Below are 26,239 nucleotides of genomic sequence, written 5' to 3'. Positions count from 1 at the left end.
ACCTCGTCTTCTACTCATAGATCATGTGGACCGTTCGGCTCGTCGGCAGCGACTGGCATGTCAGCACCCAACCTTCGGCCACTTCGTCGTCATCGAGCGCATCGTTGTTCAGCATGCGGGCGCTTCCGGACACGATCCGCGCCATACACGTTCCGCATGAACCCGTCTCACATGACGAGGGCGCACGCAACCCCGCCATGCGCGCGGTCTGCAGCAGCGTGTTACCCGACCGGTAGGGCGCGGTGATGGTCTTGCGATCGAGTTCGATGACCACCTCCTCGGTCTGCTCCGAGGTGGCGGTGACCTCGTCGGAAACCGGTGCCACCGTGAACCGTTCGAGGTGAAGCCGCTCGCGCGGCACGCCCATGCCCAACACCGTGTTCTCCACGGTGTCCATGAACGGCCCAGGACCGCAGATGTAGTAGTCGACGTCACCGCTCGCCGATGCGAATGCCTCGACCGCCGCGGCCTGCACGACGCCGGCTTCGTCGTCGAAGTGGTTGGTCACCGACAGGCGCTCGGTGTTGGCGGCGGCCAGCGCTGTGAGTGGCTCGCCGAAGATCACCGAATCGCGGCTTCTGTTGGCGTAGAACAGCCTGACGCGCCTGCGGGTGCTCACCAACGCCGAACCGATCAGCGAAAAGATCGGGGTGATACCGCTGCCGCCGGCGAATGCGACGATGTCGCGCTCGGTGTCGCCGAGCAGGAATCGACCGTCGGGTGGCGAAGCGTGGATCTCGACGCCGACCTGCGCGGTGTCGTTGAGCCAGTTCGAGACCAGCCCACCCGGGTCGCGCTTGACGGTGATCTGCAGGTCGTTGCCGTTATGCGGGCACGACGACATCGAGTAGCAGCGCCGGTGGTCGTCTCCGTCCACCCTGACCTGCAGCGTCAGGAACTGACCCGCCTTGTAGACGAAGCGATCGGAGCAGTCCGCCGGAACATCGAGAACCAGCGACACGGCGTCGCTGGTTTCGTGCACCACACGTTTGATGCGCAGTGGGGCGAACTCGTCGTCGGACATCGTCACCACAGTATCAAGTACTTGCGATTGATCTCAAGCACTTGATGCGGCCTCGTGTGCGGGTGACGTAGCGTGACCGGATGCAACGGCATCGTGTCATCGCATGGGGCACCGGCGCCGTGGGCGTCGAGATGATCACCGCGGTGCTGGACAACCGGTCGGCGTTCGATCTGGTCGGGGCGCGTGTGTATTCCGCGGCTAAGGACGGTGTCGACGTCGGCACGCTGGCCGGCCGCGAATCGATCGGCGTCGCCGCCACCACCGACGTGGACCAGATACTCGCCCTCGACGCCGACTGCGTGCTGTACACGCCCCGCAACACCGATGTCGACGAGGTGTGCGCGATCCTGGCCAGCGGCAAGAACGTGGCCACGACGGCATTCCTGTTCCACCCGCGTCGCACCCGGCCTGCGGACCGCGATCGGTTGCTCGACGCGTGCAAGACCGGCAACAGCACCGTGCACGGAAGCGGCCTGAATCCGGGTAACCTGTCCGGCGTGCTGCCGTTGGCGTTGTCGGGGATGAGCCGCACCATCGACAGGGTCACCCTGCAGGAGCGCGCCGACTGGTCGGTCTACGACAGCACGGCGATCACCTTCGACAACATGTGCTTCGGAGAACCCGTCGAGACCATCAGCCCCGCGGGCACCGACTTCCTCGCGTTCAACAGCGCGATCTTCAGCGAGCAGGTCTGGCTCATCGCCGATGCGCTCAACGCGGGCATCGACGAGGTGACCGCCTCGGTCGACGCCGTCGCGGCCACGTCCGACCATCAGATCTTCGACCGCGTGCTGGCCGCGGGAACGACGGCGGGCCAACGGTGGACCTGGTCGGGCCGACGCGACGGTGAGACGTTGGTCGAGATCGAGACGCTGTGGACGGTCGGCAACGAGTACCCCACGCATTGGCCGAAGCCACAACACGGCTGGACGCTGACCATCGAGGGTGATCCCTCGATGCGCACCCACTTCTTCTCGCTCGCCAGCTTCAGCCGCGATGCGGGCATGCCCGAGCACGTGCGGTCGGCGAATGTGGCGACGGCGATGCAGGTGCTCAACGCGGTGCCGGCGATCGTCGCGGCGCCCGCTGGATTCGCGACGATGGCGGATCTTCCGTTGATTCGCAGCCACATCGGTTTCGGCAACGGCTGAGTCGATCAGTCGCCGATGTGGTCATCGGCCATCGTGTGCCCGGTACCCTTCACGACCACCCGGGCCAGCAGGTCACGCAGCGTCTGCTGCTCTTCTTCGGTGAGGACGCCGAAGACGGCTTCGTGGGCGGCGATGGCATCGCTGACGACCGCGCCTGCGACCTTGCGTCCCTCAGAGGTCAGGTACGCCTTCAGGATTCGCGCGTGTTGGGGATCGGGTTTACGTTCGACCAGCCCCCGCTGCTCAAGAGACTTGACCGCCAGTTGCACCCCCTGCGGGGTGATCAGCAGGCGACGCGCGAGTTCGGCTCCGGACAGGCCCGGCTCATTGGCCAGTTGACGCAGCACACCGATCTGGGCGGTGCTGACGCCGTGCTGGCCGACCGCGTCGTTGACGGCGGTCAGCGCGAAGTACCAAGCCTGCTTCAGATGCCACAGGGTGTTGTCACCGAGTTCCATGCCCAGTTCTGCGTCTGTTTCCCCAGCCACTGCCGTCACCCCTCTTCGTGCTTGTAGACGTGACCGTCCTTCATCACGAAGCACACATCGAGGGTGGCGGCGATGTCGGTCAGATCCCCGGGCACCGCGATGATGTCGGCGAGGTAGCCGGGCGCCAAGCGGCCCAGCTCGTCGTCGGCCTCGATCAGCTCGGCGCTGGTCACGGTGGCGGCGCGGATCGCCTGCATCGGCGTCATGCCCCGTTCGACGAGCGCACACAGTTCTTTGGCGTTCTGTCCGTGCGGGATCGCCGGGGCATCGGTGCCGCAGGCGATGCGCACACCGGCCGCAATCGCCTTGGGCAGCATGGCCTGTGCCCGGGGGAACACCTCCTCGGCCTTCTTGCGCAGCTCGGGCGCGATGCGGTCGATGGCCATCGCCTGGGTCAAGTAGGTGGTCGAGACGAGGAAGGTTCCGGTGTCGGCCATCAGTTGGATCGTGTCGTCGCTGGCGAGGAATCCGTGCTCGATGCAATCGATGCCTGCCTTGATGCACGCACGGATCGCGCTGTCCCCTATCGCATGTGCGGCGACGCGGACGCCGGCACGGTGTGCCTCGTCGGCGATGGCGGCGAGTTCCGCGTCGGAGTACTGCTGCGCGCCAGGAGCGGTGCTGTGCGACATCACCCCGCCGGAGGCCGACACCTTGATCAGCTTGGCGCCGTGGCGGACCTGGTAGCGCACGCACGCGCGCACGTCGTCGACGCCGTTGGCGATGCCCTCGGCCACCGACAACGGCATGATCCCCGGAGCCAGCCGCTGGAACACCGTCGGATCGAGATGGCCGCCGTACGGGGTGACCGCATGCCCGGCGGGGTAGATCCGTGGGCCGACGTGCCACCCCTGGTCTATCGCCCGCTGCAACGCGACGTCGAGCAGGTAGCCGCCCGTCTTGACCATGAGGCCGAGGTTGCGCACGCTGGTGAAGCCGGCCTCCAGCGTCTTGCGCGCGTTGACCGCCCCGCGCAGCGTGCGATAGACGGGATCGTCCTGCACACCGTGCATCGGGCTGGGCAAGCCCTCCGGCCCGCCGGGCCCTCCGATGAGGAGGTTGAGCTCCATGTCCATCAGGCCCGGCAACAGCGTGACATCTCCGAGGTCGATCTCGGTCACCGGATCGTCCTGTGTTTCCGGTGGATTGACCGCGACTATGCGGTTTCCTTCGACGACCACCACGGCCGGCGAGCGCACCTCACCGGCCTCGACGTCGCCCCAGCGCGCAGCGCGCAGGACGATTCGATCCGTCACGGAACCGGTTCGGAAACGCAGTCGAGCGTCGTGGCACCCGAATCGGGCACCTTCGGCTGCTTCCAGCACTCGACCGGGAAGGACACCTGAATCATCGAGTACAGCAGGTGCATCAGGTTGAGCACGTCCTCGGGCAGATCGTCCAGGGAGAACTTGTCGCAGTAGGCGATGGCCTCTTCGGCGCGCGCGGTAATGGCGTCGTAGAAGGCCTGCATCTCGGTCATCGTCGAGGACAGCCGCTTGGCATAGCGTTCGGCCTCCGACCCCAGGCACCAGTCCGAAAACTGTTCCAGGTCGGCGAATTCGGGTGGCAACTTGGCCGTCGCGGTCGTCATCTCACACACCCGCCGTCTTGCGTTCGTAGTTCTCCACCCACGCCGCGGTCTCCTTGTGCAGGTGGCGGATCAGCACCTCCTGATCGCAGAGCAGGAAGTCGTCGAGCACCCGCGACTCGATCATCGACTGGGTGGCCTCCAGCGTGTTGGCGTCCTGCAACCCGTATTCCTTGAACGACACCGCGGCCAGTTCCTGCGCGATGCGCTCCCGGGGAGTGCGCGGCTGCGGGAAATAGACGGTGCCCTCGAACAGGTGTGTGTTGTACGACGTCGGCCAGTAGTGGTAGGTCAGGTACCAACCCTGCCCCCAGAACAAGATCACGAAGTTCGGGAACAACTGGAACGAATCAAGGCCCCACGGATCGCATTTCGCCGGGTTCAGGCCGGCGGGCATCTCCCCCAGATCCGGTTTGTCCCATGGCCCGAACAATCCACTCTGGCAGATGTCCTCGATCGGCTTGCGCATCTCGTCGGCCATCTCCCAGGCGCGCACACCCGAGGTGCTGACCAGTCGGTGCGGGCCCTCGATGCGGTAGTGCGGCGCCTCGAAGCCGGCCTCGGCGGCGGCCTTCGAGTAGGCGGTCGGCGACTGGTTCGCGTGCAGTACCGGTGCGTGGTAGAACTCCTGGAAGGCGTCCATGTAGAGCTTCCAGTTCGCCTTGACCTCGGACCGGTAGTGGAACCGCGACGTCATCTTGTCGAACGGATAGCCCTCCAGGTCGGTGATCATAGGACCGAGGAACTCGCGCAGCGACTGTTCGGGTTCCTTGGCGAAGTTGACGAAGATGAACCCCTCCCAGACCTCACAGTGCACCGGCACCAGCCCGTAGCGGCTCTTGTCGAGGTTGAAGAACTCCCCCTCCTGCTGCACGAAGGTGAGGTTGCCGTCGAGGTCGTAGCGCCAGGCGTGGTACTTGCAGGTGAACTGCCTGCACACCCCGCTGGTCTCTTCGAGCGGCATGTCGTTCCACACCAGTTTGTTGCCGCGGTGCCGACAGATGTTGTGATACGCCTTGACCTCACCGGAGGTGGTCCGCACCACGATGATCGACGTGCCTGCGACCTTCAACTCCTTGGTGAAGTAGCTGCCTTTGCGCGGAACCTGTTCGGTCCGACCGACATTCAGCCACGCGCGCTTGAAGATCGCGTGGCGTTCCTTCTCGTAGAACTCCGGGCTGATGGAGTCCTCGTAGGAGACCGGATCGGTTCCCAGTTCGGGATAGTGCTCCGTCCAACTTCCTTCTGGCGGTTTGGGAAAGCGAGCCATTGCCTACTCCTGTCCGCCCGGCCTGGACCGTGCCGGGAGCTGCAGCGCCGACGGTATATGCTCCATGTCACAATCGCAAGTAGTTGATACAGACCGGCCGGGGCCGGGCAGCGTCACCGATTTCCGCACCGCGGTCGGGCTCCCATTCGGACCACAACCGTGGTGCAGACATCGGCGCGGAAGGGTGAGCAGACAATGCGATCGGACGAGTTGTTCATCGGCGGCCAATGGTCGCCAGCGAGCGCCGGAGACCACATCGAGGTCGTCTCCCCTCACACCGAGGAACCCGTCGCGCGTGTCGCCGCCGCCGGGCCCGCGGACATCGACAGGGCCGTCGCCGCCGCACGCTCCGCGTTCGACTCCGGTCCGTGGCCGCGCCTGACCCCCGCCGAACGCATCGCCGCCGTGCGCCGGCTGGCCGAGCGGTACGGCGAACGGCGCGGCGAGATGGCCGAGACCATCACCGCCGAGATCGGGGCGCCCATCAGCTTCGCCCAGCGCGCGCAGGTAGGACTGCCCACGATGATGATGTCGGCGTTCTGCGATATGGCCGACACGTACCCGTGGGAGGAATCCCGCCCGGGGATGTATGGAACCGATATCCGTATCCGCCGCGAGCCGGTGGGTGTCGTCGCCGCCATCGTGCCGTGGAACATGCCGCAGTTCCTGATCGTCACCAAGCTGATCCCCGCGCTGCTCGCCGGCTGCACGGTCGTGCTCAAGCCTGCGGCCGAATCACCGCTGGACGCACTGCTGCTCGCCGACATGATCGCCGAGGCCGGGCTGCCCGACGGCGTGGTCAGCGTGCTGCCGGGTGACCGGTCCGCGGGCGAGTACCTCGTGAAACACCGCGGGGTGGACAAGGTCTCGTTCACCGGGTCGACCGCGGCGGGCAAGGCGGTGGCCGCCGCGTGCGCCGTCGATCTGCGCCGCGTCAGCCTCGAACTCGGCGGCAAGTCGGCGGCCGTCGTGCTCTCCGATGCCGATCCCGCGGCCGTCGCCGCAGGCGTCCGCTCGGCAAGCCTGTCCAACAGCGGTCAGATCTGCAACGCGCTCACCAGGATTCTGGTGCCTGCGGCACGTTCGGCTGAGTTCACCGATGCCCTGGCCGCCGAGATGACGACGCTCATCGTGGGGGATCCGACGGATCCGGCCACACAGGTCGGACCGCTCGTCGCACAACGTCAGCAGGAGCGCGTGCGGGGCTATATCCAGACCGGCCGGTCAGAAGGCGCGCGCCTCGTCGTCGGGGGCGCCGACATGCCCGACGGGCTCGACCGTGGCTGGTATGTGAAGCCGACGCTGTTCGCCGACGCCGACAACGACATGACCATCGCACGCGAAGAGATCTTCGGGCCCGTCCTGACCGTCATCGCCTATGCCGACGAGGACGATGCGGTGGCGGTGGCCAACGACTCCGACTACGGCTTGGCCGGATCGGTGTGGACGACCGACACCGAGCGCGGAGTCGCCGTCGCCGAGCGCATCCGCACCGGGACGTTCGGCGTCAACCAGGGTTACACGATGGATCCGTTCGCCCCGTTCGGCGGCGTCAAGGACAGCGGATACGGCCGCGAACTCGGACGCGAGGGCATCGACGGGTACACCGACACCAAATCCATATCGATTGCCACAGCCTAGGTTTCGGTCCGTTCGGCGGCTCACGTCATGGGAATTTGATCGCCGAGACGTACATGTCGATGATCGGCCGGTACAGGTCGACGTCGTCGAGTTCACTGCCGAGCACGATGGCGTCGCTGGTGGCGATCAGCACCTGGGCGAACGTCAACGGCGGGATCACCAGGGTTGCGCCGAGCCGATCGATGCCGTCGACGATGAATTTCGCCAACGCCTCGACCACCTCCGCGCGCTTGCCGACCACGCGTTCTCGCGCATCCGGATTGCGCAGCAGGTACAACGTGAACTCGTGGCCGAGGGCAGCATGCTCGGCACCGCGGTCCTGGCTCAGCTGACGCCACCGTTGCGCGATGTCGTCGCGCTCGCGGGCTCCCACCTGTTTCGACGACGACATCACCTCGGCGAAGTTGTTGAAGTAGCGCCGCCAGTAGCGGTCGCTGACGGCCAAGAACAGCTCTTCTTTGGTGGCGAAGTGCTTGTATATGGCGCCCTTCGTATAACCGGCCTCAAAGGCGATGTCGTCGACAGTGGCTGCCGTGAAACCCTTTTCGGCGAACACGTTCTCGGCCGCGTCCAGCAGCAGGGACCGGGTGTGCTCGAGCCGCCGCTCCCGGGTCCACCGCTCCGCCATGCCGGAATTCTGCCACAAGAATCTAAGATCCCATTGAGTTCTCCAGATACCGACCGGTATATTTCTCGAGATCGCGATGACGAGGCGCGATCGAGGAGGCGTCGTGAGCGAACTGTCGAACAAGCCATCCGCTGAGTCGCTCAGCACAGTGGGACGACTCGAAGAGGCGTCGCCACGGCCGTCGAACCGGGTCAAGATCTGGGCGACCCTGGGCGGCGTGATCCTGGTCCTCCAGATCTACGTCTGGATCCGGTGGATCACCGGCCCGTACTTCACGCCGGTCGATCCCGGTCCGACGGAGCCGCCGACCTTCATGAAGGTCGCACTGATGATGTGGCAGATCGGTTCACCGGTGCTCTTCCCGGTCGCCATCTGGTGGTTCATCATCCGGCCCTGGCGACGCGAACGTCGCATCACGTTGGACGGCATGATCATGGTGTCCACGGGCCTGTTCTTCTTCCAGGACCCGCTGCTGAACTACATCAACACGTGGTGCACCTACAACGCGTGGGCGTTCAACATGGGGTCGTGGGCTCCGCACGTTCCGGGATGGCTCTCACCCGAGAGGCCGGGCGCCCAGGTGGCAGAACCGTTGGGCATCAACGTCTCCGGATATGCATACGGCGTGCTGCTGTGCACGATCCTGGGCTGCTGGGTCATGCGAAAGGCCCAGCAGCGGTGGCCGAATCTCGGCACCAAGGGTCTGATCGGCGTCGCCTTTGCGTGGGGTTTCGTGTTCGACTTCGTCATGGAGGGCCTGGTCCTGATGCCGCTGGGGATGTACACGTTCCCCGGTGCCATCCAGGCGCTGTCGATCAACGCGGGCACCTATTACCAGTGGCCGATCTACGAGGGCCTGATGTGGGGCGGCGTGCAGGCCGCGCTGTGCTGCCTGCGGTTCTTCACCGACGACCGCGGCCGCACGGTCGTCGAGCGCGGCCTGGACAACGTCCGGGGCGGATTCGCCAAACAGCAGTTCGTGCGTTTCCTCGCGATCTTTGCCGCCATCAGCGCATCGTTCTTCGTCTTCTACATCATCCCCGCGCAATTCATGGCGACCCATGCCGACCCGTGGCCCGAGGATGTGCAGAAGCGTTCCTACTTCACCTCAGGTTTGTGCGGCGAAGGTACCGACCGGCCGTGCCCCGACCCGTCGCTGCCGATCCCGACCAGACACTCGGGTTACATCAACACCGACGGCGAATTCGTGCTGCCGGAGGGCGTGGAGATGCCCGCCGTCATACCGCACGAGCGGAGCGAATGAGGTGTCGGCAAACAACCACGCTCCGATGCTCGAAAACCGGTCGCGGGCACCGTTTTACCGGCCCATCGGCGATGAGGTCGAGGTGTTTCGTGCCGCGGCGCGGCGAGGTTCGCCGGTGCTGCTCAAGGGTCCCACCGGATGCGGTAAGACTCGGTTCGTCGAGGCGATGGCGCACGAACTGGGCCGCGAGTTGATCACCGTCGCCGGCCACGAGGACATGACGTCGGCCGATCTGGTGGGCCGGTTCCTGCTCAAGGGCGGCGAGACGGTCTGGGTCGACGGACCGTTGACCAGAGCCGTTCGGACAGGGGCGATCTGCTACCTCGACGAGATCGTCGAGGCACGCCAGGACACCACCGTCGTGATCCACCCACTGGCCGACCACCGCCGCGAACTGCCCGTCGACCGGCTCGGTACCACCCTGTCCGCGGCGCCCGGGTTTCAACTGGTGATCTCGTACAACCCCGGCTACCAGAGCGTGCTGAAGAACATCAAGGAGTCGACGCGCCAACGATTCATCGCGATCGAACTCGACTTCCCTCCGCCCGAGGTGGAAACCGAGATCGTCGCGCACGAGGCCGGAATCGACGCCGACACGGCACGGACCCTGGTGGCGATCGGCAACGCGATCCGCGGCATCGACGGCTCACCGCTACGCGAGGCGTCCTCGACGCGGATGCTCATCCTGGCCGGCGGCCTGGCTGCCGAGGGGCTCGGTCTGCGGCGCGCCGTGCAGGCCGCGATCGTGGAGGCGCTGTCCGACGACAGAGACGTCGTGCGCGCGCTCGGTGAACTCGTCGATGCGCTGCTACCGAGCCCGTGAGTGCCTCGGGCGCAGCCGAACTCGATCGGTTCCGGTTTCTGGCGACGTTCGTCGCCGGTCGGTCGATCGACGTCGCGGCTGCGCCGGAGGGCCAACCCGCCCACACCAACGGCACGGCCATCTTCGTCACCGGCAGCGGTTCGGACGAGCAGATTCGGCGGGAAGTGCTGTTGCACAGCGCGCTCATCGGGGCGGGCAGCCTGCAGGAGCCGTTGATCCGTCCGTTGCGTACGCGTCCGGCCCTCGCGCGTCGCTACCTGGCGGTCGAGGGACGCCGGGTGCTCGTCGACCTGGCCCGGCGGCTGCCGCTGGCCGCGGCCCTGGAACCCGAGGATCCGCATGGCTCCACATCGGCCGCCGAGTCCCTCGAAATCGCGCGTAGCCGAACACGAGTCAGCGAAGCGCCCGACTGGTTCGGCCTCCTCAAACCGTCGGCACTGCTGAGCACGGCCGCCGAACCGGGCGCCCGTGCCTCCGACGCCGACCTGCGGTTCACACCCGATCCGGCCGCCATACCGGTGGACGACGGAAACGATGACGACGACGAGGGACCGTCTGAGGAAAGCAAGATCCTCAAGATGTTCGACAACCCGCTGTTCAACTCGAAAACGGTCGGGGATTTCCTGCGCAAACTGCTCGGCACATCGGGATCGTCCGGCAACAGTGCCGGCGGGGATCCGCAGGCCGAAGCCGTGCGGCGGGTCCGCGCGGGCGGCCCGCACGCCAGGCCGCTGCCCCACCGGATCCACTTCACCGACGACGAACGCCCAGGTGCCGCCGTCGGGGTGGGCGGAGCGCTGCATCCCGAGTGGGACGTCTTCCGCCGCCGGTACCGGCCGGACTGGTGCCGGGTGATCGACTACCCCCTGACCACGCCCGCCGACGTCACCGCTGCCGCCGTCGCCCGCGACGACGCCCTGCGCCGCAGGCTTTCCCGGATCGGGTTGGGCCCCAGGGTGTTGCGGCGCCGACCCGACGGCGACGAACTCGACATCGAAGCCCTCGTCGACCTGTCCGTCGACCTGCGTTCCGGATTCTCCCCGCCTGAGCACATCTTCACCGAGCACCGCAAGGTCGCCAGGAACCTCGGGGTGCTGATCCTGCTCGACGCGTCCGGTTCGGTGACCGACGCCGACCCGGACGGCCTGGCCGTACACGAGCACCAGCGGCGAGCGGCCGCCACACTGGCGGCCACGCTCGAGGACCTCGGCGATCGGGTCGCGGTCTACGCGTTCCGGTCCCGGGGCCGCCATGCGGTCCACCTTCCGGCGATCAAGAAGTTCGATCAGCGCTTCGGGGCGGTCGGACGCGCTCGTCTCAACCAACTGCAACCGTCGAGCTACACCCGCCTCGGCGCGGCGATCCGCGGCGCGGCCGAGATCCTCAAGGAAGAGGCGGGCACCCCCAACAAGCTGTTGCTCGTCTTGTCCGACGGACACCCCTACGACGACGGTTACGAAGGCCGCTATGCGGAGGCCGACGCGCACAAGGCCCTCGAGGAACTGCGCGCCGACGGCGTTGCATGCCTGTGCCTTTCGATCGGTTCCTCAGCGAGTGCCGATGCGCTGGACCGCGTCTTCGGTTCCGTCGGCCATGCCGGTGCCGCCTCGTTGGCGGAGCTCAGCCCGCGGATGGACGAGTTGTTCATGGCGTCACTGCGGGAGCTGGCGGCCCCCGCACCGCGCTGAGCGCCGGTTTTCTTCCGGGAGACGTCAGCGGGCAGGCAACCCCAGCACCCGCTGCGCGATGATGTTGCGCTGGATTTCCGACGCCCCGCCCGAAATGGTCCCGGCATAGGTGCTGATGTAACGGGTGAACCAGTCGGCGGTGAAAAGGCCTGGGCTGTAGGGGTTGTACGGCGCGGTGAGCCCCGGACTGCGTAAGCCTTCTGCGCCGGCGGCGTCGAGCGCATACCCGAGCGCCTTCTGCTCGGCCTCCGATCCGAACAGTTTCAACACCGAGACGCCGGGGATGTCGCGTTCACCCCGCGCCGCCTGCCCCAGTGCGACGGATCCGAGCAGGCGCAGCGCCTGATAGTCCATCGCAATGGTCGCGTAGCGGTCCTGGTTCACCGCTCCCGCCGGGCGGAAGTCCTGCAGTAGTTGATCCAGCCGATTGGCGAACGCCATCCACATCATGGTGCGTTCGTGGCCCAGCGATCCGTTGGCCACACGCCAACCCTCATGCAGAGGACCGACGAGATTCTCGGCGGGCACCCGAACGCCGGAGAAGAACACCTCGTTGAAGTCCAGGTCCTCACGGCTGTACACCGAAGCGAACGGCCTGCGCTCGACTCCGGGTAGGTCGGTGGGGATCAACAGCGCGCTGATCCCCTTGTGCTTGGGCGCATCCGGGTCGGTGCGCACGAACGCGAGGATGACATCGGCGTCGTGTGCGCCCGAAGTCCAGACCTTCTGCCCGTCGACGACGAAATTCTCACCGTCGCGCACCGCTCGTGTCGCCAGGCCCGCCAGGTCCGAACCGGCCCCGGGTTCGCTCATGCCCAGCGATGCGGTCATCTCGGCACGCAGAATCGGCACCGCCCACCGCTGCTTCTGCTCCTCGGTGCCGAAGGACAGCAGCGACGCGGCGATGATCCCGACGCCCTGCGGATTGAACGCGTGGTAGATCCGACGTCGCGCCAGCTCCTCGCGGTGGACGAACTGTTCGAGCACGCCCGCGTTGCGGCCACCGAACTGCGGCGGGTTTCCCGGCAGCAACCATCCGTGATCGAACAGCAGCCGCTGCCAACGGCGTGCCCACTGCGGCACATGGGCCGTCGATCGGGACCGCTCCGCCGCCTCGGCCTGCGGTGGCAGATGCTCGTCGAGGAAGGCGACGAACTCCGCGCGGAACGCCTCCACCTCGGCATCGAAGGTGAGCTGCATCCCGCCAACATATCAAGTACTTAACATTTGACGCGCGGTGCGCTAAGACTTAAGGAATGCTCGACGGCGAGAAGATCCTGATCACCGGCGCCACCGGCAAGATCGCGTTCCCCTTGGCGCGGAAGCTGGCACGCAACAACGAGGTGTGGGGTGCAGCCCGGCTGCGCGAGCCGGCCGGCCGCGACAGGCTGAGCGCCGCCGGTGTCATTCCGGTCGCCCTCGACATCGGCGACGGCGACTTCTCCGCGCTGCCCGAGGATTTCACCTATGTCTTCCACGCCGCGGTCGATCCCGGAGCCGAGGACTGGACGCGCTGCCTGGAGACGAACGCTCAGCGTTCGGGCGACCTGCTGCACCGGTACCGCGCCGCGAAAGGCTTCGTACTGTGTTCGACCGGCTCGATCTACGCGTACCAGGGTCAGCGGCCGCTGATCGAATCCGATCCGCCCGGGGTGCCGTTGCGGGCGAACTACAGCTTCTCCAAGGTCGCCGCCGAGGCGGTCTGCACGTGGGTCGCCCGACAGTACGAGATTCCGTTGACCATCATCAGGATCTGTTCCACCTACGGGCCCGAAGGCGGCGCCCCCGCCGACCGTCTCGACGCGATGCTGGCTCGGCGACCGATAAGGCTGCACCCGGACCGGCCGAACAACTACAACCCGATCTACGAGGACGACTACGTCGCGCTGGGGATCAGGGCGATGGAGGCAGCCGACACGCCACCGGTCGTGGTCAACTGGGCCGGCAGCGAGACGGTCAGCGTCGAGGAGTACTGCGCGTACATGGGAGAACTGGTCGGCGTCGATCCGATTTTCGAGTACACGTCCGAGGCCCACACGCCGTTGTGGCCCGACGTCAACCGCATGCACGAGGTGCTGGGGCGCACGACGGTCGGCTGGCGCGACGGTTTCCGCCGGATGATCGAGGCCCGCCACCCCGAAATCCCGCTGCCACAGCCGGATTCGGTGTAGAGGAGACGTCGATGCAACTGCCGGGCAGACCGTCGGACGAGGTTCCCGAGGTGCTCGCCAACGGAGACGGGGATATCACCACCGTGTTCGTCTCGATGGCGCGACGCCATCCCGACGGCGCGGACGCGGACTATCTGCGCTGGCACACCCTGGACCATCGGCCCGAACAGCACCGAATGCCGGCGGTGCGCGCATCCCTGCGCCTGGTGTCCACCCCGCAGTGCCGCGCCGCACGCGAAACCGGTGAAACTCCCTACGACGAGATCGATCACGTGATGACGTACTTCTTCACCGGGGTCGAGGGCATGGAACCATTCCTCGCGCTGTCCAAGGCGCTCGGTGATGCGGGCCGCAAACTGCCGCTGCTGCCGCCCGTCGAACGCGGTGTGTACGACGTCCGGCGGCGCGCCGCAGCGCCACGGATCAAGGCCGGCGCCGACGTGCTGCCGTGGTGGCCGAGTCGAGGCGTGTATCTACTGCTGGAACGAGGCGCAGCTTCTCCGGACGAACTGGTGGACGTCGACGGGGTGGCGGGCGCGTGGGCGGCGACGTCGCTGCCCGTCGAGGGCCGTCTGGCCAGTGCCCCTGCCGGGCAGACGATTACGTACTGCTTCCTCGACGACGACCCCGTGGCGGTCGCGGAGCGGCTCCGACCGGTGCTGCAGGTCCGATGGGACGGCGATGGCGTCGAACCGCTTTTCGCCGCACCGTTTCACACCGTCGTCCCCTACGAATGGGACCGCTATGTGCCGTGACCGGAGGTATGAATGCGCATCGGATTGATGGTCCGACAAGGAGCGCCCACGCAGCGATCGGCTCAGTGGACTGATCGACGACGGAAGAGCCGCCGAGAAGCAGGGTTTCGCGACCTTCTGGATGCCGCAGGTGCCCGGTTATCTCGACGCGATGACGGCCGTGGCGTTACTCGGAAACGCTACCGACCGCATCGAGATCGGAACCGCCGTGGTGCCGATCCAGACCCGCCATCCGCTCATCATGGCCCAACAGGCACTGACCACTCAGATCGCCTGCGAGGGACGGTTCACGCTGGGGATCGGTCCCTCGCACCACTGGATCATCGCCGACCAGCTCGGCCTGCCGTACGACAAACCCGCGCGGCTGGTGCGCGACTACCTCGAGGTGCTCGACGCCGCGTTCAGCGGACCTGGCGCGATCGCCGTCGACAACGACACCTACCACATACACAGCCCCGTCGACGTCACCGATGCCTTCACCGTGCCGGTGTTGGTGGCGGCGCTCGGCCCGACGATGCTCCGGATCGCCGGCGAACGCACCGGTGGAACCATCCTGTGGATGGCCGACGAACGCGCGATCGGCGACTACGTGGCGCCGCGCATCACCGCAGCGGCGAAAGAGGCGGGCCGAGAAGGTGTCCGCATCGTGGCCGGTGTCCCCGTCGCGCTGTGCGCCGACGGTGAAGTCGACGATGCCCGGGCGTACGCGAGCGAGGTGCTGGGGCACGCCGACTTCTCCCCCAACTACGTACGCCTGCTCGAACAGGGTGACGCAGAGGACGTCGGCGACACCATGGCGGCGGGCGACGAGGCGACCGTTGAGGCCCGGCTGCGCCGCTACCGCGACGCCGGCGTCACCGATCTGGCAGCGCGCGTGGTTCCGCTCGGACGGGATGCCGCCCAGCGCCAGGCGTCGCGCAGGCGCACTCAGGAGTTCGTCGCGTCGCTGGCTTCGGAGTTCGCCTCGGGGACATAGCTTCCCATGAACTCGATAGGCACCCCGCCCATCGTGCAGAAGAACAGGTCCACGCCAGGCACACCGGTGTCCAGCATCGTGACGTTGTCAACGAAAGCGCCGGCCTTCGCGCGTGTTTCGGCGAAGTCGGGTGCCATGAACGACAGTGCTGCCAACCCCTCGGGCACGAGTTCACGAAGGTGCTCGGGAACGTCGAGCACCTCGATGAGCCCCGTGTCGCCGGTGCCGAGCATGGTGACCTCCGCACCGTCCGACGCCGGCCATCCAAGCGTCTTCTGCAGCACCTCACCGGGGACGTGCATCCGAAACTGCACCGCCATCCCCATCACCTCGGTCAGGAACGCGGTGAAGGTGTGCGCGGAATGGCTGCGCATGACGACGTGGTGCAGGTTGGGCATGTCTCGCCTTTCGTGGGTCTACGACCCCAGCATGTTCAGGCCGCCGTCGACGGCGACGAGTTGTCCTGTCATGAAATGTGACCCCTCGCTGCAGAAGAACACCAGCGCGGGGCCGAGATCACGAACGGGGTCACCAAGCGCTCCGCCGAGCGGGATCGAGGTCTTCAGCTGCTCATCCATGAACTCGGCTGCCGGTCCGAGGAATTCGCGCAGCCGGTCGGCGCCCGGTGTCTGTACCGCGGGCGCCAGCGCGATCACCGATACCTTCTCGGCGGCCCATGCCCTGGCCGCCGAGCGTGTCCACGCGGCCACCGCCCCCTTCGTCGCCGCATATACCGCCGAGAGCGGACTGCCCATCACCGCCTCGGCGGATCCGAAGTTGATGATGCGCCCGCCGCCGTTCTCCCGCATCACCGCATACGCCGACTGATTGGTCAGGATCGTGGCCTTGACGTTGGTGTCGAAGAGGATCTCGATATCGTCGGTGGTGATCTGACCGGGGATGCCCGGTTGCCACAGTCCGGCCGCGTTGAGCAGTACGTCGAGTCCACCCATCTCGTCGGCGACGGCCTGCACGGTCCGGTCGACCGCTTCGGCGTCACGCACGTCGCAGTGCACCCAGGACACGCCGGGCACGTCGGGTGGCGCCGTGGTGTGGCGGGTGGCCACTACGCGTGCGCCAGCCTCGGTCAGCACGCGCACCGCGGCCGCGCCGATGCCCGTGGCGCCGCCGGTCACCAAGATGCGCCTGCCGTCCAGTGTCGCGACCATCACTAGATAGTTGGACAAACGTCAACTATTTGCAAGCCTCAAGTGCCCTGTTACAGTGCCGGAGTGTCCAAGTCCAGCGGCGAAGTCATGGCTGACGCTGGTCAACGACGCGCGTCATTTCAGCGGGCTCGTTCGCATGAGACGAAGCGCGCGCTCGTACAGGCGGCCATGGCGTTGTGGCGCACGAACGGGTATGCCAAGACGACCGTCGCCGACATCTGCCGGGCCGCGGGCGTGTCGAGGGGCCTGTTCTACTTCTACTTTCCGGGCAAAGAGGACATCCTCTTCGAGGTCGGTCTGCTGTCGACCCGGTCGGCGCAGAACAAGGTGCGCATGCTGTTGCGCGCCGACTACGACGTCGAGGCCGTCATTGGCGAGGCACTGCGCAGCCTCGAACGGTCGATGGCGCGCAATCCGCGCGAGCTGATCATCCAGACGATCCTCGAGGGCTACCGGCATGAACACCGGATCCTCGCGGGTGAGGCCGTCGACGGGACCGCCGACGCCGACATGTTCGGCGAACTGTTCACCCGGGCGCAGCGGGACGGAAAGATCGGCGCGCATGTCGACGTCGAGCACCTCTCCCGTTTGGCGGGAATGCACGTCAGCGAAGGCGTCCGACATTGGGCGAGCGGCACTTTCGGCGATCGCTCGTTCGCCGACGTCGTCACCGACGACATCGCGGCGCTGATCGCCGGGTTCAACACCAGAACACCGACACCGCACTCAGCTCAAGATTGATCCAGCACGAAAGGAGACCACGATGGCGTGGGATTTCGAGACCGACCCCGAGTACCAGAAGGTTCTCGACTGGGCTGACGAATTCGTCAGGGAGGAGGTCGAACCGCTCGACCTGGCGTTTCCCGACCAGCAGTTCGTGCCCCTGGACGCCAACCGCCGCAAGGTGATCGACCCACTCAAGGACGAAGTGCGTCGACGAGGGCTGTGGGCCACCCACCTCGGCCGCGAACTCGGCGGACAGGGTCACGGCCAGCTCAAGCTCGCGCTGCTCAACGAAATCCTCGGCCGTTCCCAGTGGGCACCGATCGTGTTCGGCTGTCAGGCACCCGACACCGGCAACGCCGAGATCATCGCCCACTACGGCACCGACGCCCAGAAGGAGCGCTATCTGCGTCCGCTGCTGGAGGGTGAGATCTTCTCCTGTTACTCGATGACCGAACCACACGCTGGTGCCGATCCGACGCTGTTCAACACCACCGCCGTCCGTGACGGCGACGATTGGGTGATCAACGGTCAGAAGTTCTTCTCCTCCAACGCCAGGACCGCCTCGTTCCTGATCGTCATGGTCGTCACCAACCCCGACGTGAGCGCCTACCAGGGCATGTCGATGTTCCTGGTGCCCACCGACACCCCGGGCGTGAACATCGTCCGCAACGTCGGACTGCACGGCGAGCGTGACGACGAAGGTTCGCACGCGCTGATCCACTACGACAACGTGCGGGTGCCCGCGGATGCGCTGCTGGGCGGCGAAGGCCAGGCTTTCGTCATCGCCCAGACCCGCCTCGGCGGCGGCCGTATCCACCACGCGATGCGCACGATCGGACTGTCCCGCAAAGCGCTGGACATGATGTGCGAACGCGCGCTGAGCCGGGAGACGCAGGGCAGCAGGCTGTCTGAGAAGCAGTTCGTGCAGGGCTACATCGCCGACTCGTACGCACAGTTACTGCAGTTCCGGCTGATGGTGCTCTACACCGCATGGGAGATCGACAAGTACAACGACTACAAGAAGGTCCGCAAGGACATCGCCGCTGTCAAGGTTGTGATGCCGACGGTGCTGCACGATATCGCCTGGCGCGCAATGCAGGTCCACGGAGCGCTGGGCGTCACCAACGAGATGCCGTTCCTGGGCATGGTCACCGGCGCCGCGGTGATGGGACTGGCCGACGGGCCGACCGAGGTGCACAAGACGACGGTGGCCAAGCAGGTGCTGCGCGACTATGCGCCGAGCAGTGACACATGGCCCAGCGAATGGATCCCGGCCAAGCGGGAGAAGGCCAGGGCGAAGTTCGCCGAGTATCTGGACCATGAAGTGGGGAACCTGTGAGCGACACCGCGATCGACGTTGCGCGGCTGACCGATTGGATGGACGCGGCCGAACTGCCCGGCAAGGGTGAGCCGCTGCAGACCCGCTTCTTGTCGGGCGGCACCCAGAACGTCATCTACGAGTTGCGCCGCGGGGAACACAGCTGTGTGCTGAGGATGCCGCCGCCGGGCACCCCGCCCGACCGCGACAAGGGAATCCTGCGGGAGTGGCGCATCATCGAGGCGCTCGACGGCACCGACGTTCCCCATACCGAGGCCGTCGCGGTGTGTGAGGATGCCGCGGTGCTCGGCCGCCCGTTCTATTTGATGGGTTTCGTTGACGGGTGGTCGCCGATGGATCTCGACGATCGGAAGTGGCCCGAACCGTTCGACTCCGACTTGTCTGCGCGCGGGGACCTGGCGTATCAACTCGCCGAGGGCATCGCGCTGTTGTCCCAAGTTGACTGGAAGGCAAAGGGTCTGCACGATCTGGGTCGGCCCGACGGCTTCCACGAACGCCAGGTCGACCGCTGGACCGCGTTCTTCGAGCGCATCAAGGGCCGTGAGATCGACGGCCTCGACGTCGCCACCGACTGGCTGCGCACGCACCGCCCGCTGGACTACGTCCCCGGGCTCATGCATGGCGACTACCAGTTCGCCAACGTGATGTATCGGCACGGCGCTCCCGCGCGGCTCGCGGCGATCGTCGACTGGGAGATGGGCACCGTCGGGGACCCGAAGCTGGATCTGGGCTGGATGGTGCAGAGCTGGCCCGAGGACACCGCGGCGCCGACGGATTCGGAAATGGGTTATGTCGACATGCGCGGAATGCCTTCGCGCGCAGCCGTAGTCGATCACTATGCGAAGGTGTCCGGGCGCCAGGTCGACGACCTCGACTACTACCTGGTGCTGGCGAAGTGGAAGCTCGCCATCGTGCTCGAACAGGGTTTCCAGCGCGCGGGCGACAACCCGAAGCTGCTCGCGTACGGCCCAGTCATCGTCGAGTTGATGCGCTCGGCCGCCGAGTTGGCCGAATCCAGCGACTATCGGTGACGCGGCCGGCGCCTGCCGAAATCAGCTGGCGGGCACCAGATCCGCGGCGACGGAGACCATCATCCCGCAGCGGAACATCTCGCAGCCGCTGACTTCGGCGGCTCCGGGATCGCCGGCTGCGGCCAGCGCCTTGGCCTTGAACGCTCTGGCCGCCGCGCTCAGGCGGTGCTCGACGGAATCGACGCTGCTGTCGAGCTCGGCGGGCACCCGCTCACCCCACAGGGTCACCTCGGTCGCACCCTGATCGAGCGCGTTGCGCACATGCTGGAGAACCCGCGCGTCGCGGTCGATCATGTTGGCCGCGACGGCGACGGTGGCCGGATGCGGCCGTTCCTCCCACTCCGCGAGAACCGTTTCCAGGTCGAGGGTCTCGGCTCCGAGGATCGTCAACGGGCGAACGTCTTCGTCGCCACCGACGAGCACGGTGACGTCCCACCCGGCCATCACCCGGTCGTAGATCCAGCCGCCGGCATACTTCACCGCGTCCGTCACCGTCGGGGCGACGATGTCGAGCCGGTACCTCATGTCGAGCTCCGCGGCGCCAATTCGCGTCCCAGCGACTCGGCGTACCCCTTGAACACCTCGGCCAATTGAATCGATGGGTCGAGTAACCATAGGGTCTCCATTCCATAGGTGAAGGCGAGGATTTCCACGGCCTTGGTGGCCGCGTCGAGGTCTTGGCGGTACTTGCCGCTGCGCTGACCGCGCTCGATGATCGCGGTGATGATGTCGACCGCGTCGCGGTAACGCTTGACAAGGCGGTCGTGCAGAGGCGCGTCGGGCGCGATGTTCTCGACCAGCAGCACGGTGAAGGTCCCGACGAGTTCGGGCGCGCGGTCGAAGCGTTCGGGGACCCGGCCGAGCTCGGTGACCAGGTCGCCGGAGCGGTAGTCGGCGTGGATGGCGTCGTCGGCGTCACGGGCGTCGAGCACCGCGTTGAGGAGCTGCTCCTTGGACTCGAAGTGGTGCAGCAGACCGGCGGGCGTGACCCCGGCTTCCTTGGCGATCTGGGCCAGCGACGTGTTGCGCCACCCGTTGCGCGCGAGCAGGCGTTCGGCCACCGCGAGGATGCGCTGACGACGATCCTCGCCCTTGGCGAGGAGCGTGGCATACGGCCGCGCGGACTCCGTGGCGGACACCGAACTCCTTCGTTCAACCAACCTAGTGAACACACAGTAGGTAGGTTTGGGCGCTGTGACAAGCGTCTCAGCCAAAATCGGTTTAGACGGCCATCACAGCAGCAGGTCAAGGGCTGTTTCGACCGTCGGCCATCACCGCCGCGCGCCCGCCTCCTACCGGCGCGTGAACTCGATGTGCAGCTCGGTCAGCCCGCGCAGCAAAAAAGTCGGCTCGTAGGCGTAGCGGCGCTCACCGGCCGGACCGTGGGCCGACTCGCTGATCCGGATGTCGCGCATGCGTTCGAGCAACCTCTGCACGGTGATGCGGCCCTCCACTCGAGCCAGCGGCGCGCCCGCGCAGGAGTGGATCCCGCGACCGAACGCGATGTGCTCGCGCACGTTCTTGCGGTCCGGTCGGAACTCGTGCGGATCGTCGAACTTGCGTGGGTCTCGATTGGCAGCGCCGAGGCACAGCATCACGATCGTGCCGGCCTTCAGCGCCACCCCGCCCAGCGTGGTGCTCTTGCGGACGAGCCGGAAGTCGACCTTGGTCGGTGAGTGCATGCGCAGCGCCTCTTCGATGAACGCCGGTATCCGCTCGGGGTGCTCGCGCAGCATCTGCTGGAAGTCCGGCCGGTCCCCGAGGGTCTGCACCGCCGCGCTGAGCAGCTTGGTGACGGTCTCCTGCCCCGCGGCGAACAGGAACGTCGCCGGCTTGACCACCTCGATCAGCTCCGGTGTCGAGCCGTCCGGGAACACCGCCGTGGCCATCCCCGACAGCACGTCGCCGCGCGGTTCGCGGCGACGCTCGGCGAGATAGCCGGCGAACTTGTCGTCGAGATACTGCAGCGGGTCGCGCCCCACCGGCGCGCCGTCGAGCGCGCCGACGCGCGTGCCGTAGCGCTCCTCGACGCCGAGCGCGGCCAGAAACTCCGGACGGTCCTCCTCGGGCACGCCGAGCAGGTCGATGATCGCCGACGTGGCGAAGGGCTTGGCGTATTCGGAGAGGAACTCGCAGCGCCCCTGTCCGAACTCCGGGCCGATGATCTGGTCTATCTGACTGTCGACCAGTTCCCACATGTAGTCCTCGTTCTCCTTGAGCCTGCGTGGTGTCAGGAGTTTGGTCAGCAGCGACCGGGCCCGCTCGTGGGCCGGCGGGTCCATCACGACCATGTGTTCGTGGATGGGAAACAGATGGCGGTGCGCCTCGATCTGTTCGGTGATGTCGTCGCCGTCGGGGACGAATGGCAGCGGCGGGAACGGCCCGCCGATCGCGTTGACCGCCGAGAAGGAGTCGTGATCCTTGAAGGCCGCCACCACTTCGGCGTAGCCGGTGACGGCGACGACGCCGTAGTTGGGTTCCCGAAACACCGGGCCCTGCCCGCGAAGGTGGTCCCAGTAGTCGTAGGGATCCTGACTGATCGCATGGTCGGAGAAGTAGTCCACCGAGGCGAGATCGGTCATCAACGGCCGTCCTTCCGGTCCTGGCGCCCGCAATCAATCTGATCGATCGATCAAACTGTTAGGATGCGCCATGCCTATCACGGGCCGTGACAGAGGGTCAAGCATTCGGGCGGAGGGTCGTTGATGCCGCGCGCCGAGAAGGTGAAACCAGTCGAAGCGGGAACACGGCAACGCCTCATCGAGGCCACGGCGAAGGTCATGCGCGACGAGGGTTATGCCGCGGCGACGTCGCGACGCGTGGCCGCCGAAGCCGGGGTCAAACAGGCGCTGGTCTACTACTACTTCCCGACGATGGACGACCTGTTCGTCGAGGTGCTGCGGGCCGGCGCGGAGACGTCCCTGGAGAACATGCGCGCGGCGCTCACCGACGACGACCCGTTGCGCACGCTGTGGCTGATCAACAGCGATCTGCGTCGGACCGGCCTGAACACCGAGTTCATGGCATTGGCGAACCACCGCAAGGTGATTCGTGCCGAACTGAAGACTTATGCGGAGCGCGTACGCGACATCGAGACGGCCGCGGTCACCGTGGCCCTGCGTGCTCACGGCGTCGATCTCGACGACTACCCGCCGGTCGCCGTTTCGATGCTGATCGTGCAGATCGCGCGCAGCCTGTGCAACGAGGAGGCGGTCGGCGTCACGCTCGGACACGACGAGATGCGCGACTTCATGCAGCGCTGGATGCAATCGCTGACGGAATCGTTGACGACCGGCGGCTCGCGGCCTCCGCCTGGCTGACGCGGCATCCACAGGGCGCAAGACCTCTCATGAGGCCCGACTGTTGACACGTGGGCCGATCGGTGCCACGCTCCTGATCGATCGACCAATATTTCGAGCGGCCAGAAGGTGGACACATGGGTGGACGAGTCGAGGGCAAAGTCGCGTTCGTGACCGGCGCGGCACGGGGTCAGGGCCGCAGCCACGCGGTACGCCTCGCCGCAGAAGGCGCCGACATCATTGCCGTGGACGTCTGCAAGCAGATCTCCAGCAACGACGACATCCCCTGGGCGACACCGGATGACCTCGCCGAGACGGCCGATCTCGTCAAGAACCTGAACCGCCGGATCGTCACCGCCGAGGTCGACGTGCGTGACTACGACGCACTCAAGGCGGTCGTGGACGGCGGCGTCGAACAGTTGGGCCGACTCGACGTCGTCGTCGCCAACGCCGGCATCGGCAACGGCGGCGCAACGCTGGACAAGACCAGCGAAGACGACTGGCGCGACATGATCGACGTCAACCTCTCCGGCGTGTGGAAGACCGTGAAAGCCGCGGTCCCCCACATTCTTTCCGGCGGGCGTGGCGGTTCGATCATCCTGACCAGCTCGGTCGGCGGCCTCAAGCCCTACCCCCATACCGGCCACTACATCGCCGCCAAGCATGGCGTGATCGGCTTGATGCGCACGTTCGCCGTCGAACTGGGTCAGCACTCGATCCGGGTCAACGCCGTCTGTCCCACGAACGTGAACACGCCGCTGTTCATGAACGAGGGGACCATGAAGCTGTTCCGTCCCGATCTGGAGAATCCCGGACCCGACGATCTTGCCGTCGCAGCCCAGTTCATGCACGTGTTACCGGTTGGCTGGGTGGAGCCCGAGGATGTCAGCAACGCCGTTTTGTTCCTCGCATCGGACGAGTCGCGCTACATCACTGGCCTTCCCGTGACGATTGACGCTGGCAGCATGCTCAAGTAGCCCGGGGCGATTTCGGTGCACTACGTATCGCTCAGCGATTCGAAGTGCACCCAAATCCCGTGATAGGAGTCCGTGTGAAGCTTGTGTTCAACCTCCCGCACATGCTGCGGCTCAAGGCCATGATGCAGCCGTGGGAAGCATCGGTGACGGGTGCCGACCAGACGCGGATGGCCAAGTGCGCCGACGAGTGGGGCTACGACATGATCGCGGTGCCCGAGCATTTCGCGATCCCCAACGACCACGTCGAGCTGTCCGGTCCGCACTATCTGCAGTCGACTGTCGCGCAGGCGTATCTCGCCGGTGCCACGCAGCGCATCATGCTTAATTCGTGCATCACGGTGCTGCCGCTGCAGCATCCGATCGTATTGGCGAAGTCGCTGGCCACCGCCGACTGGATGAGCAGCGGCCGCATGATGGTGACGTTCGGAGTGGGCTGGCTGGGACGCGAATTCGACCTGCTCGGTGTGCCGTTCCGCGAACGCGGCCGCATCGCCGACGAATATCTGGCTGCGATCGTCGAACTGTGGACCAGCGACTCGCCCAGCTTCGACGGCACGTATGTGTCCTTCGATGACATCGCCTTCGAGCCCAAGCCGATTCAGAAGCCGCATCTGCCGATCTGGATCGGTGGCGATGCCGACGCGGCCCTGCGCAGGGCGGCGAAGTACGCGTCGGGTTGGTGGTCGTTTCTCACTCCGCCCGACAAGATCGCCGAGCGCCTCGACTTCATTAAGTCCCAGCCGGGCTACGACGGACGCCGGTTCGACGTGGTGCACGGGCTGGGAACGAACCGGGTGGGCGAAGGCCACACCGTGCAGGACGACCCCGATGGCCGACCGGGCATGAGCGCCGCCGAGATCGTCGACCGCTTGGGCTGGCTCGCGCAACAAGGCGTCACCGTCAGTGCGGTTCCCCTGCCGCCAGTGAGCGGCGTCGACGAGTACCTCGACTACGCGCAGTGGGTCATCGAAGAGATCAAACCGCAGCTTCCCTAGTGATTTCGGTGCACTACGTATCGCTCAGCGACCCGAAGTGCACCGAAATCGCTAGAGGCCCAGCGACTTGGCGATGATCACCTTCATCACCTCACTGGTGCCGGCGTAGATGCGCGCAACGCGGGCGTCGGTGTACAACCGCGCGATCGGATACTCCATCATGTAGCCGTAGCCGCCGAACAACTGCAGACAGCGGTCCACGACACGCTGCTGCATCTCGGTGCAGAACAGCTTCACGCGGGCCGCATCCGCGCCCGACAACTCGCCGTCGACGTGCACGGCCACCGCGCGATCCAGCATCGCCTGTGCGGCCTCGACCTCCGCCGAGCAGGCCGCCAACTCGAACTTCGTATTCTGGAATGACGCCACCGGAGTCCCGAATGCCTTGCGGCTCTTGGTGTACTCGATCGCAGCCACGATCGCCGAGCGCGCCTGCGCGACCGATCCGACCGCGACGGTGAGCCGCTCCTGGGGCAGATTGTGGCCGAGGTAGCTGAAGGCCTCGCCTTCTGCGCCCAGCATGTTGGCTGCCGGCACGCGGACGTCGACGAACGAGAGTTCGGCGGTGTCCTGGACCTTGCAGCCCATTTTCTCCAGCTCGCGACCTCGGGTGAACCCGGGCATTCCGTCCTCGACAACGAACAGTGTGAGCCCCTTGCGCCGGTTGTCGGGATCGGTCGAGGTCCGCGCCACCACGATCACCAGGTCAGCCTGCATACCGCCGGTGATGAACGTCTTGGCGCCGTTGAGAATCCAGTCGTCACCGTCGCGGACCGCGGTGGTGCGCACACCGGCGAGATCGGATCCGGTGCCCGGTTCCGTCATCGCGACGGCGGTCAGCAGCTCACCGACGGCGAGTCCGGGAAACCACCGCTTCCGTTGCTCCTCGTTGGCATAGTGCAGGAAGTACGGGAGGATCACCTCGAGCTGCGTGCGCACGGTCGACAGCGTGACCAGTGCGCGCGCCGCCTCCTCTTGCAGCACAACGTTGTAGCGGTAGTCGGAGGTACCACCTCCCCCGTACTCCTCAGGGATGGCCATGCCGAGCATGCCCAGCGACCCCATCTGTTTGAAAACCTCGCGGGGCATGCGGCCGCCCTTCTCCCACTCGGGATAGTGCGGGACCACTTCCTTTTCGACGAAGTCACGGGCCAGTTCGCGGAACGCCTCATGGTCGTCGGTGAACAGGCTTCTTTGCACGCGGGTCCTCCCGTGAAGTCAGGCGACGTGTTGGTT

Annotated in this window: 26 protein-coding genes and 1 pseudogene; 14 read left to right on the top strand and 13 right to left on the bottom strand. The window is 66.2% G+C overall.

Features of this window, described 5'->3' with window-relative positions; genetic code table 11:
• Window positions 1-10: 10 nt before the first annotated feature.
• Window positions 11-1,024, bottom strand: coding sequence for a ferredoxin--NADP reductase (locus A5790_RS14495; RefSeq protein ID WP_066845456.1), 1,014 nt, complete (start codon window positions 1,022-1,024; stop codon window positions 11-13).
• Between the two features lie 80 nt (window positions 1,025-1,104).
• On the opposite strand from A5790_RS14495, the gene A5790_RS14490 reads away from it, so the two are divergent.
• Window positions 1,105-2,175, top strand: a complete 1,071-nt coding sequence (locus A5790_RS14490; RefSeq protein ID WP_066845349.1) for a dihydrodipicolinate reductase — start codon at window positions 1,105-1,107, stop codon at window positions 2,173-2,175.
• Between the two features lie 5 nt (window positions 2,176-2,180).
• On the opposite strand, the gene A5790_RS14485 is transcribed toward A5790_RS14490, so the two are convergent.
• From A5790_RS14485 to A5790_RS14470, 4 genes are read right to left on the bottom strand one after another with little or no spacing between them, the layout of a single operon-like run.
• The gene (locus tag A5790_RS14485; RefSeq protein WP_066845347.1) at window positions 2,181-2,633 is read right to left on the bottom strand and encodes a MarR family winged helix-turn-helix transcriptional regulator; all 453 of its coding nucleotides are present in this window, start codon (window positions 2,631-2,633) and stop codon (window positions 2,181-2,183) included.
• 35 nt (window positions 2,634-2,668) lie between these two features.
• Complete coding sequence (locus A5790_RS14480; protein WP_066845344.1) at window positions 2,669-3,919, bottom strand: amidohydrolase family protein; 1,251 nt, start codon at window positions 3,917-3,919, stop codon at window positions 2,669-2,671.
• The gene (locus A5790_RS14475) at window positions 3,916-4,254 is read right to left on the bottom strand and encodes a hypothetical protein (protein ID WP_066845339.1); all 339 of its coding nucleotides are present in this window, start codon (window positions 4,252-4,254) and stop codon (window positions 3,916-3,918) included. Before A5790_RS14475 ends, A5790_RS14480 begins: the two co-directional genes overlap by 4 nt.
• Window position 4,255: 1 nt before the next feature.
• A complete protein-coding gene (locus A5790_RS14470; protein WP_066845336.1) occupies window positions 4,256-5,521 on the bottom strand; it encodes an aromatic ring-hydroxylating dioxygenase subunit alpha in 1,266 nt (421 codons plus the stop codon).
• Between the two features lie 195 nt (window positions 5,522-5,716).
• On the opposite strand from A5790_RS14470, the gene A5790_RS14465 reads away from it, so the two are divergent.
• The gene (locus A5790_RS14465) at window positions 5,717-7,162 is read left to right on the top strand and encodes an aldehyde dehydrogenase (RefSeq protein ID WP_066845333.1); all 1,446 of its coding nucleotides are present in this window, start codon (window positions 5,717-5,719) and stop codon (window positions 7,160-7,162) included.
• A 25-nt stretch (window positions 7,163-7,187) separates the two neighbouring features.
• Here A5790_RS14465 and A5790_RS14460 read toward each other — a convergent pair whose 3' ends face one another.
• Window positions 7,188-7,790 carry a TetR/AcrR family transcriptional regulator gene (locus tag A5790_RS14460; protein WP_066845330.1) on the bottom strand — a complete coding sequence of 201 codons (603 nt, stop codon included), beginning with the start codon at window positions 7,788-7,790 and terminating at the stop codon, window positions 7,188-7,190.
• Between the two features lie 103 nt (window positions 7,791-7,893).
• Here A5790_RS14460 and A5790_RS14455 point away from each other — a divergent pair, with 103 nt between their 5' ends.
• From A5790_RS14455 to A5790_RS14445, 3 genes are read left to right on the top strand one after another with little or no spacing between them, the layout of a single operon-like run.
• On the top strand, window positions 7,894-9,054 hold the full coding sequence (locus A5790_RS14455) for a spirocyclase AveC family protein (protein WP_066845450.1): 1,161 nt from the start codon (window positions 7,894-7,896) through the stop codon (window positions 9,052-9,054).
• A gap of 25 nt (window positions 9,055-9,079) precedes the next feature.
• Window positions 9,080-9,877: a CbbQ/NirQ/NorQ/GpvN family protein gene (locus A5790_RS14450; protein WP_066845453.1), complete on the top strand. Its 798-nt coding sequence runs from the start codon at window positions 9,080-9,082 to the stop codon at window positions 9,875-9,877.
• Window positions 9,874-11,565 (top strand): nitric oxide reductase activation protein NorD, encoded by a 1,692-nt coding sequence (locus A5790_RS14445; RefSeq protein ID WP_066845327.1) that lies wholly within the window; start codon window positions 9,874-9,876, stop codon window positions 11,563-11,565. The genes A5790_RS14450 and A5790_RS14445 overlap by 4 nt, the downstream gene beginning before the upstream one ends.
• A gap of 24 nt (window positions 11,566-11,589) precedes the next feature.
• Here A5790_RS14445 and A5790_RS14440 read toward each other — a convergent pair whose 3' ends face one another.
• Window positions 11,590-12,765 (bottom strand): acyl-CoA dehydrogenase family protein, encoded by a 1,176-nt coding sequence (locus tag A5790_RS14440; RefSeq protein ID WP_066845324.1) that lies wholly within the window; start codon window positions 12,763-12,765, stop codon window positions 11,590-11,592.
• A gap of 56 nt (window positions 12,766-12,821) precedes the next feature.
• Here A5790_RS14440 and A5790_RS14435 point away from each other — a divergent pair, with 56 nt between their 5' ends.
• From A5790_RS14435 to A5790_RS14425, 3 genes and pseudogenes are all read left to right on the top strand, one after another.
• Window positions 12,822-13,736: an NAD(P)-dependent oxidoreductase gene (locus tag A5790_RS14435; RefSeq protein WP_066845315.1), complete on the top strand. Its 915-nt coding sequence runs from the start codon at window positions 12,822-12,824 to the stop codon at window positions 13,734-13,736.
• A gap of 11 nt (window positions 13,737-13,747) precedes the next feature.
• Complete coding sequence (locus A5790_RS14430; RefSeq protein WP_066845314.1) at window positions 13,748-14,491, top strand: hypothetical protein; 744 nt, start codon at window positions 13,748-13,750, stop codon at window positions 14,489-14,491.
• 31 nt (window positions 14,492-14,522) lie between these two features.
• A pseudogene (locus tag A5790_RS14425) lies at window positions 14,523-15,467 on the top strand (LLM class F420-dependent oxidoreductase); the annotation flags it as partial.
• Here A5790_RS14425 and A5790_RS14420 read toward each other — a convergent pair.
• Together A5790_RS14420 and A5790_RS14415 are read right to left on the bottom strand one after the other, a co-directional pair.
• Window positions 15,419-15,865: a VOC family protein gene (locus A5790_RS14420; protein ID WP_066845313.1), complete on the bottom strand. Its 447-nt coding sequence runs from the start codon at window positions 15,863-15,865 to the stop codon at window positions 15,419-15,421. The pseudogene A5790_RS14425 and the gene A5790_RS14420 sit on opposite strands and share 49 nt — an antisense overlap.
• An 18-nt stretch (window positions 15,866-15,883) precedes the next feature.
• Entirely contained in the window at window positions 15,884-16,636 is a 753-nt protein-coding gene (locus tag A5790_RS14415; RefSeq protein WP_066845312.1) for an SDR family NAD(P)-dependent oxidoreductase, read from the bottom strand.
• An 87-nt stretch (window positions 16,637-16,723) separates the two neighbouring features.
• Here A5790_RS14415 and A5790_RS14410 point away from each other — a divergent pair, with 87 nt between their 5' ends.
• Genes A5790_RS14410 through A5790_RS14400 form a run of 3 tightly spaced genes read left to right on the top strand, consistent with a single transcriptional unit; the run spans window position 16,724 to window position 19,732 of the window.
• Window positions 16,724-17,377: a TetR/AcrR family transcriptional regulator gene (locus A5790_RS14410; RefSeq protein ID WP_066845447.1), complete on the top strand. Its 654-nt coding sequence runs from the start codon at window positions 16,724-16,726 to the stop codon at window positions 17,375-17,377.
• Window positions 17,378-17,399: 22 nt separating this feature from the next.
• Window positions 17,400-18,701: an acyl-CoA dehydrogenase family protein gene (locus A5790_RS14405; RefSeq protein ID WP_066845310.1), complete on the top strand. Its 1,302-nt coding sequence runs from the start codon at window positions 17,400-17,402 to the stop codon at window positions 18,699-18,701.
• A 38-nt stretch (window positions 18,702-18,739) separates the two neighbouring features.
• Window positions 18,740-19,732, top strand: coding sequence for a phosphotransferase family protein (locus tag A5790_RS14400; RefSeq protein WP_197696790.1), 993 nt, complete (start codon window positions 18,740-18,742; stop codon window positions 19,730-19,732).
• Between the two features lie 21 nt (window positions 19,733-19,753).
• Here the strand turns inward: A5790_RS14400 and A5790_RS14395 are convergent, their stop codons facing one another.
• The 3 genes from A5790_RS14395 to A5790_RS14385 form a co-directional block, all read right to left on the bottom strand.
• Window positions 19,754-20,257, bottom strand: coding sequence for a hypothetical protein (locus A5790_RS14395; RefSeq protein WP_066845303.1), 504 nt, complete (start codon window positions 20,255-20,257; stop codon window positions 19,754-19,756).
• Entirely contained in the window at window positions 20,254-20,871 is a 618-nt protein-coding gene (locus A5790_RS14390) for a TetR/AcrR family transcriptional regulator (RefSeq protein WP_064397130.1), read from the bottom strand. The genes A5790_RS14395 and A5790_RS14390 overlap by 4 nt, the downstream gene beginning before the upstream one ends.
• Window positions 20,872-21,024: 153 nt before the next feature.
• Window positions 21,025-22,314 carry a cytochrome P450 gene (locus tag A5790_RS14385; protein WP_066845299.1) on the bottom strand — a complete coding sequence of 430 codons (1,290 nt, stop codon included), beginning with the start codon at window positions 22,312-22,314 and terminating at the stop codon, window positions 21,025-21,027.
• Between the two features lie 123 nt (window positions 22,315-22,437).
• On the opposite strand from A5790_RS14385, the gene A5790_RS14380 reads away from it, so the two are divergent.
• The 3 genes from A5790_RS14380 (at window position 22,438) to A5790_RS14370 (ending at window position 25,003) form a co-directional block, all read left to right on the top strand.
• Window positions 22,438-23,052, top strand: coding sequence for a TetR/AcrR family transcriptional regulator (locus tag A5790_RS14380; protein WP_066845296.1), 615 nt, complete (start codon window positions 22,438-22,440; stop codon window positions 23,050-23,052).
• A gap of 116 nt (window positions 23,053-23,168) precedes the next feature.
• Entirely contained in the window at window positions 23,169-24,008 is an 840-nt protein-coding gene (locus tag A5790_RS14375) for a mycofactocin-coupled SDR family oxidoreductase (RefSeq protein ID WP_066845293.1), read from the top strand.
• 74 nt (window positions 24,009-24,082) lie between these two features.
• Window positions 24,083-25,003 carry a TIGR03619 family F420-dependent LLM class oxidoreductase gene (locus A5790_RS14370; RefSeq protein ID WP_066845290.1) on the top strand — a complete coding sequence of 307 codons (921 nt, stop codon included), beginning with the start codon at window positions 24,083-24,085 and terminating at the stop codon, window positions 25,001-25,003.
• Window positions 25,004-25,054: 51 nt separating this feature from the next.
• On the opposite strand, the gene A5790_RS14365 is transcribed toward A5790_RS14370, so the two are convergent.
• Window positions 25,055-26,203 carry an acyl-CoA dehydrogenase family protein gene (locus A5790_RS14365; RefSeq protein ID WP_066845287.1) on the bottom strand — a complete coding sequence of 383 codons (1,149 nt, stop codon included), beginning with the start codon at window positions 26,201-26,203 and terminating at the stop codon, window positions 25,055-25,057.
• Window positions 26,204-26,239 lie beyond the last annotated feature (36 nt).

It is taken from the genome of Mycobacterium sp. 852002-51152_SCH6134967, from assembly GCF_001667105.1.
GTDB lineage: Bacteria > Actinomycetota > Actinomycetes > Mycobacteriales > Mycobacteriaceae > Mycobacterium > Mycobacterium neumannii_A.
Note: the sequence above shows the minus strand (reverse complement) of the source record. Positions and strands in the feature narration are given on the sequence as shown.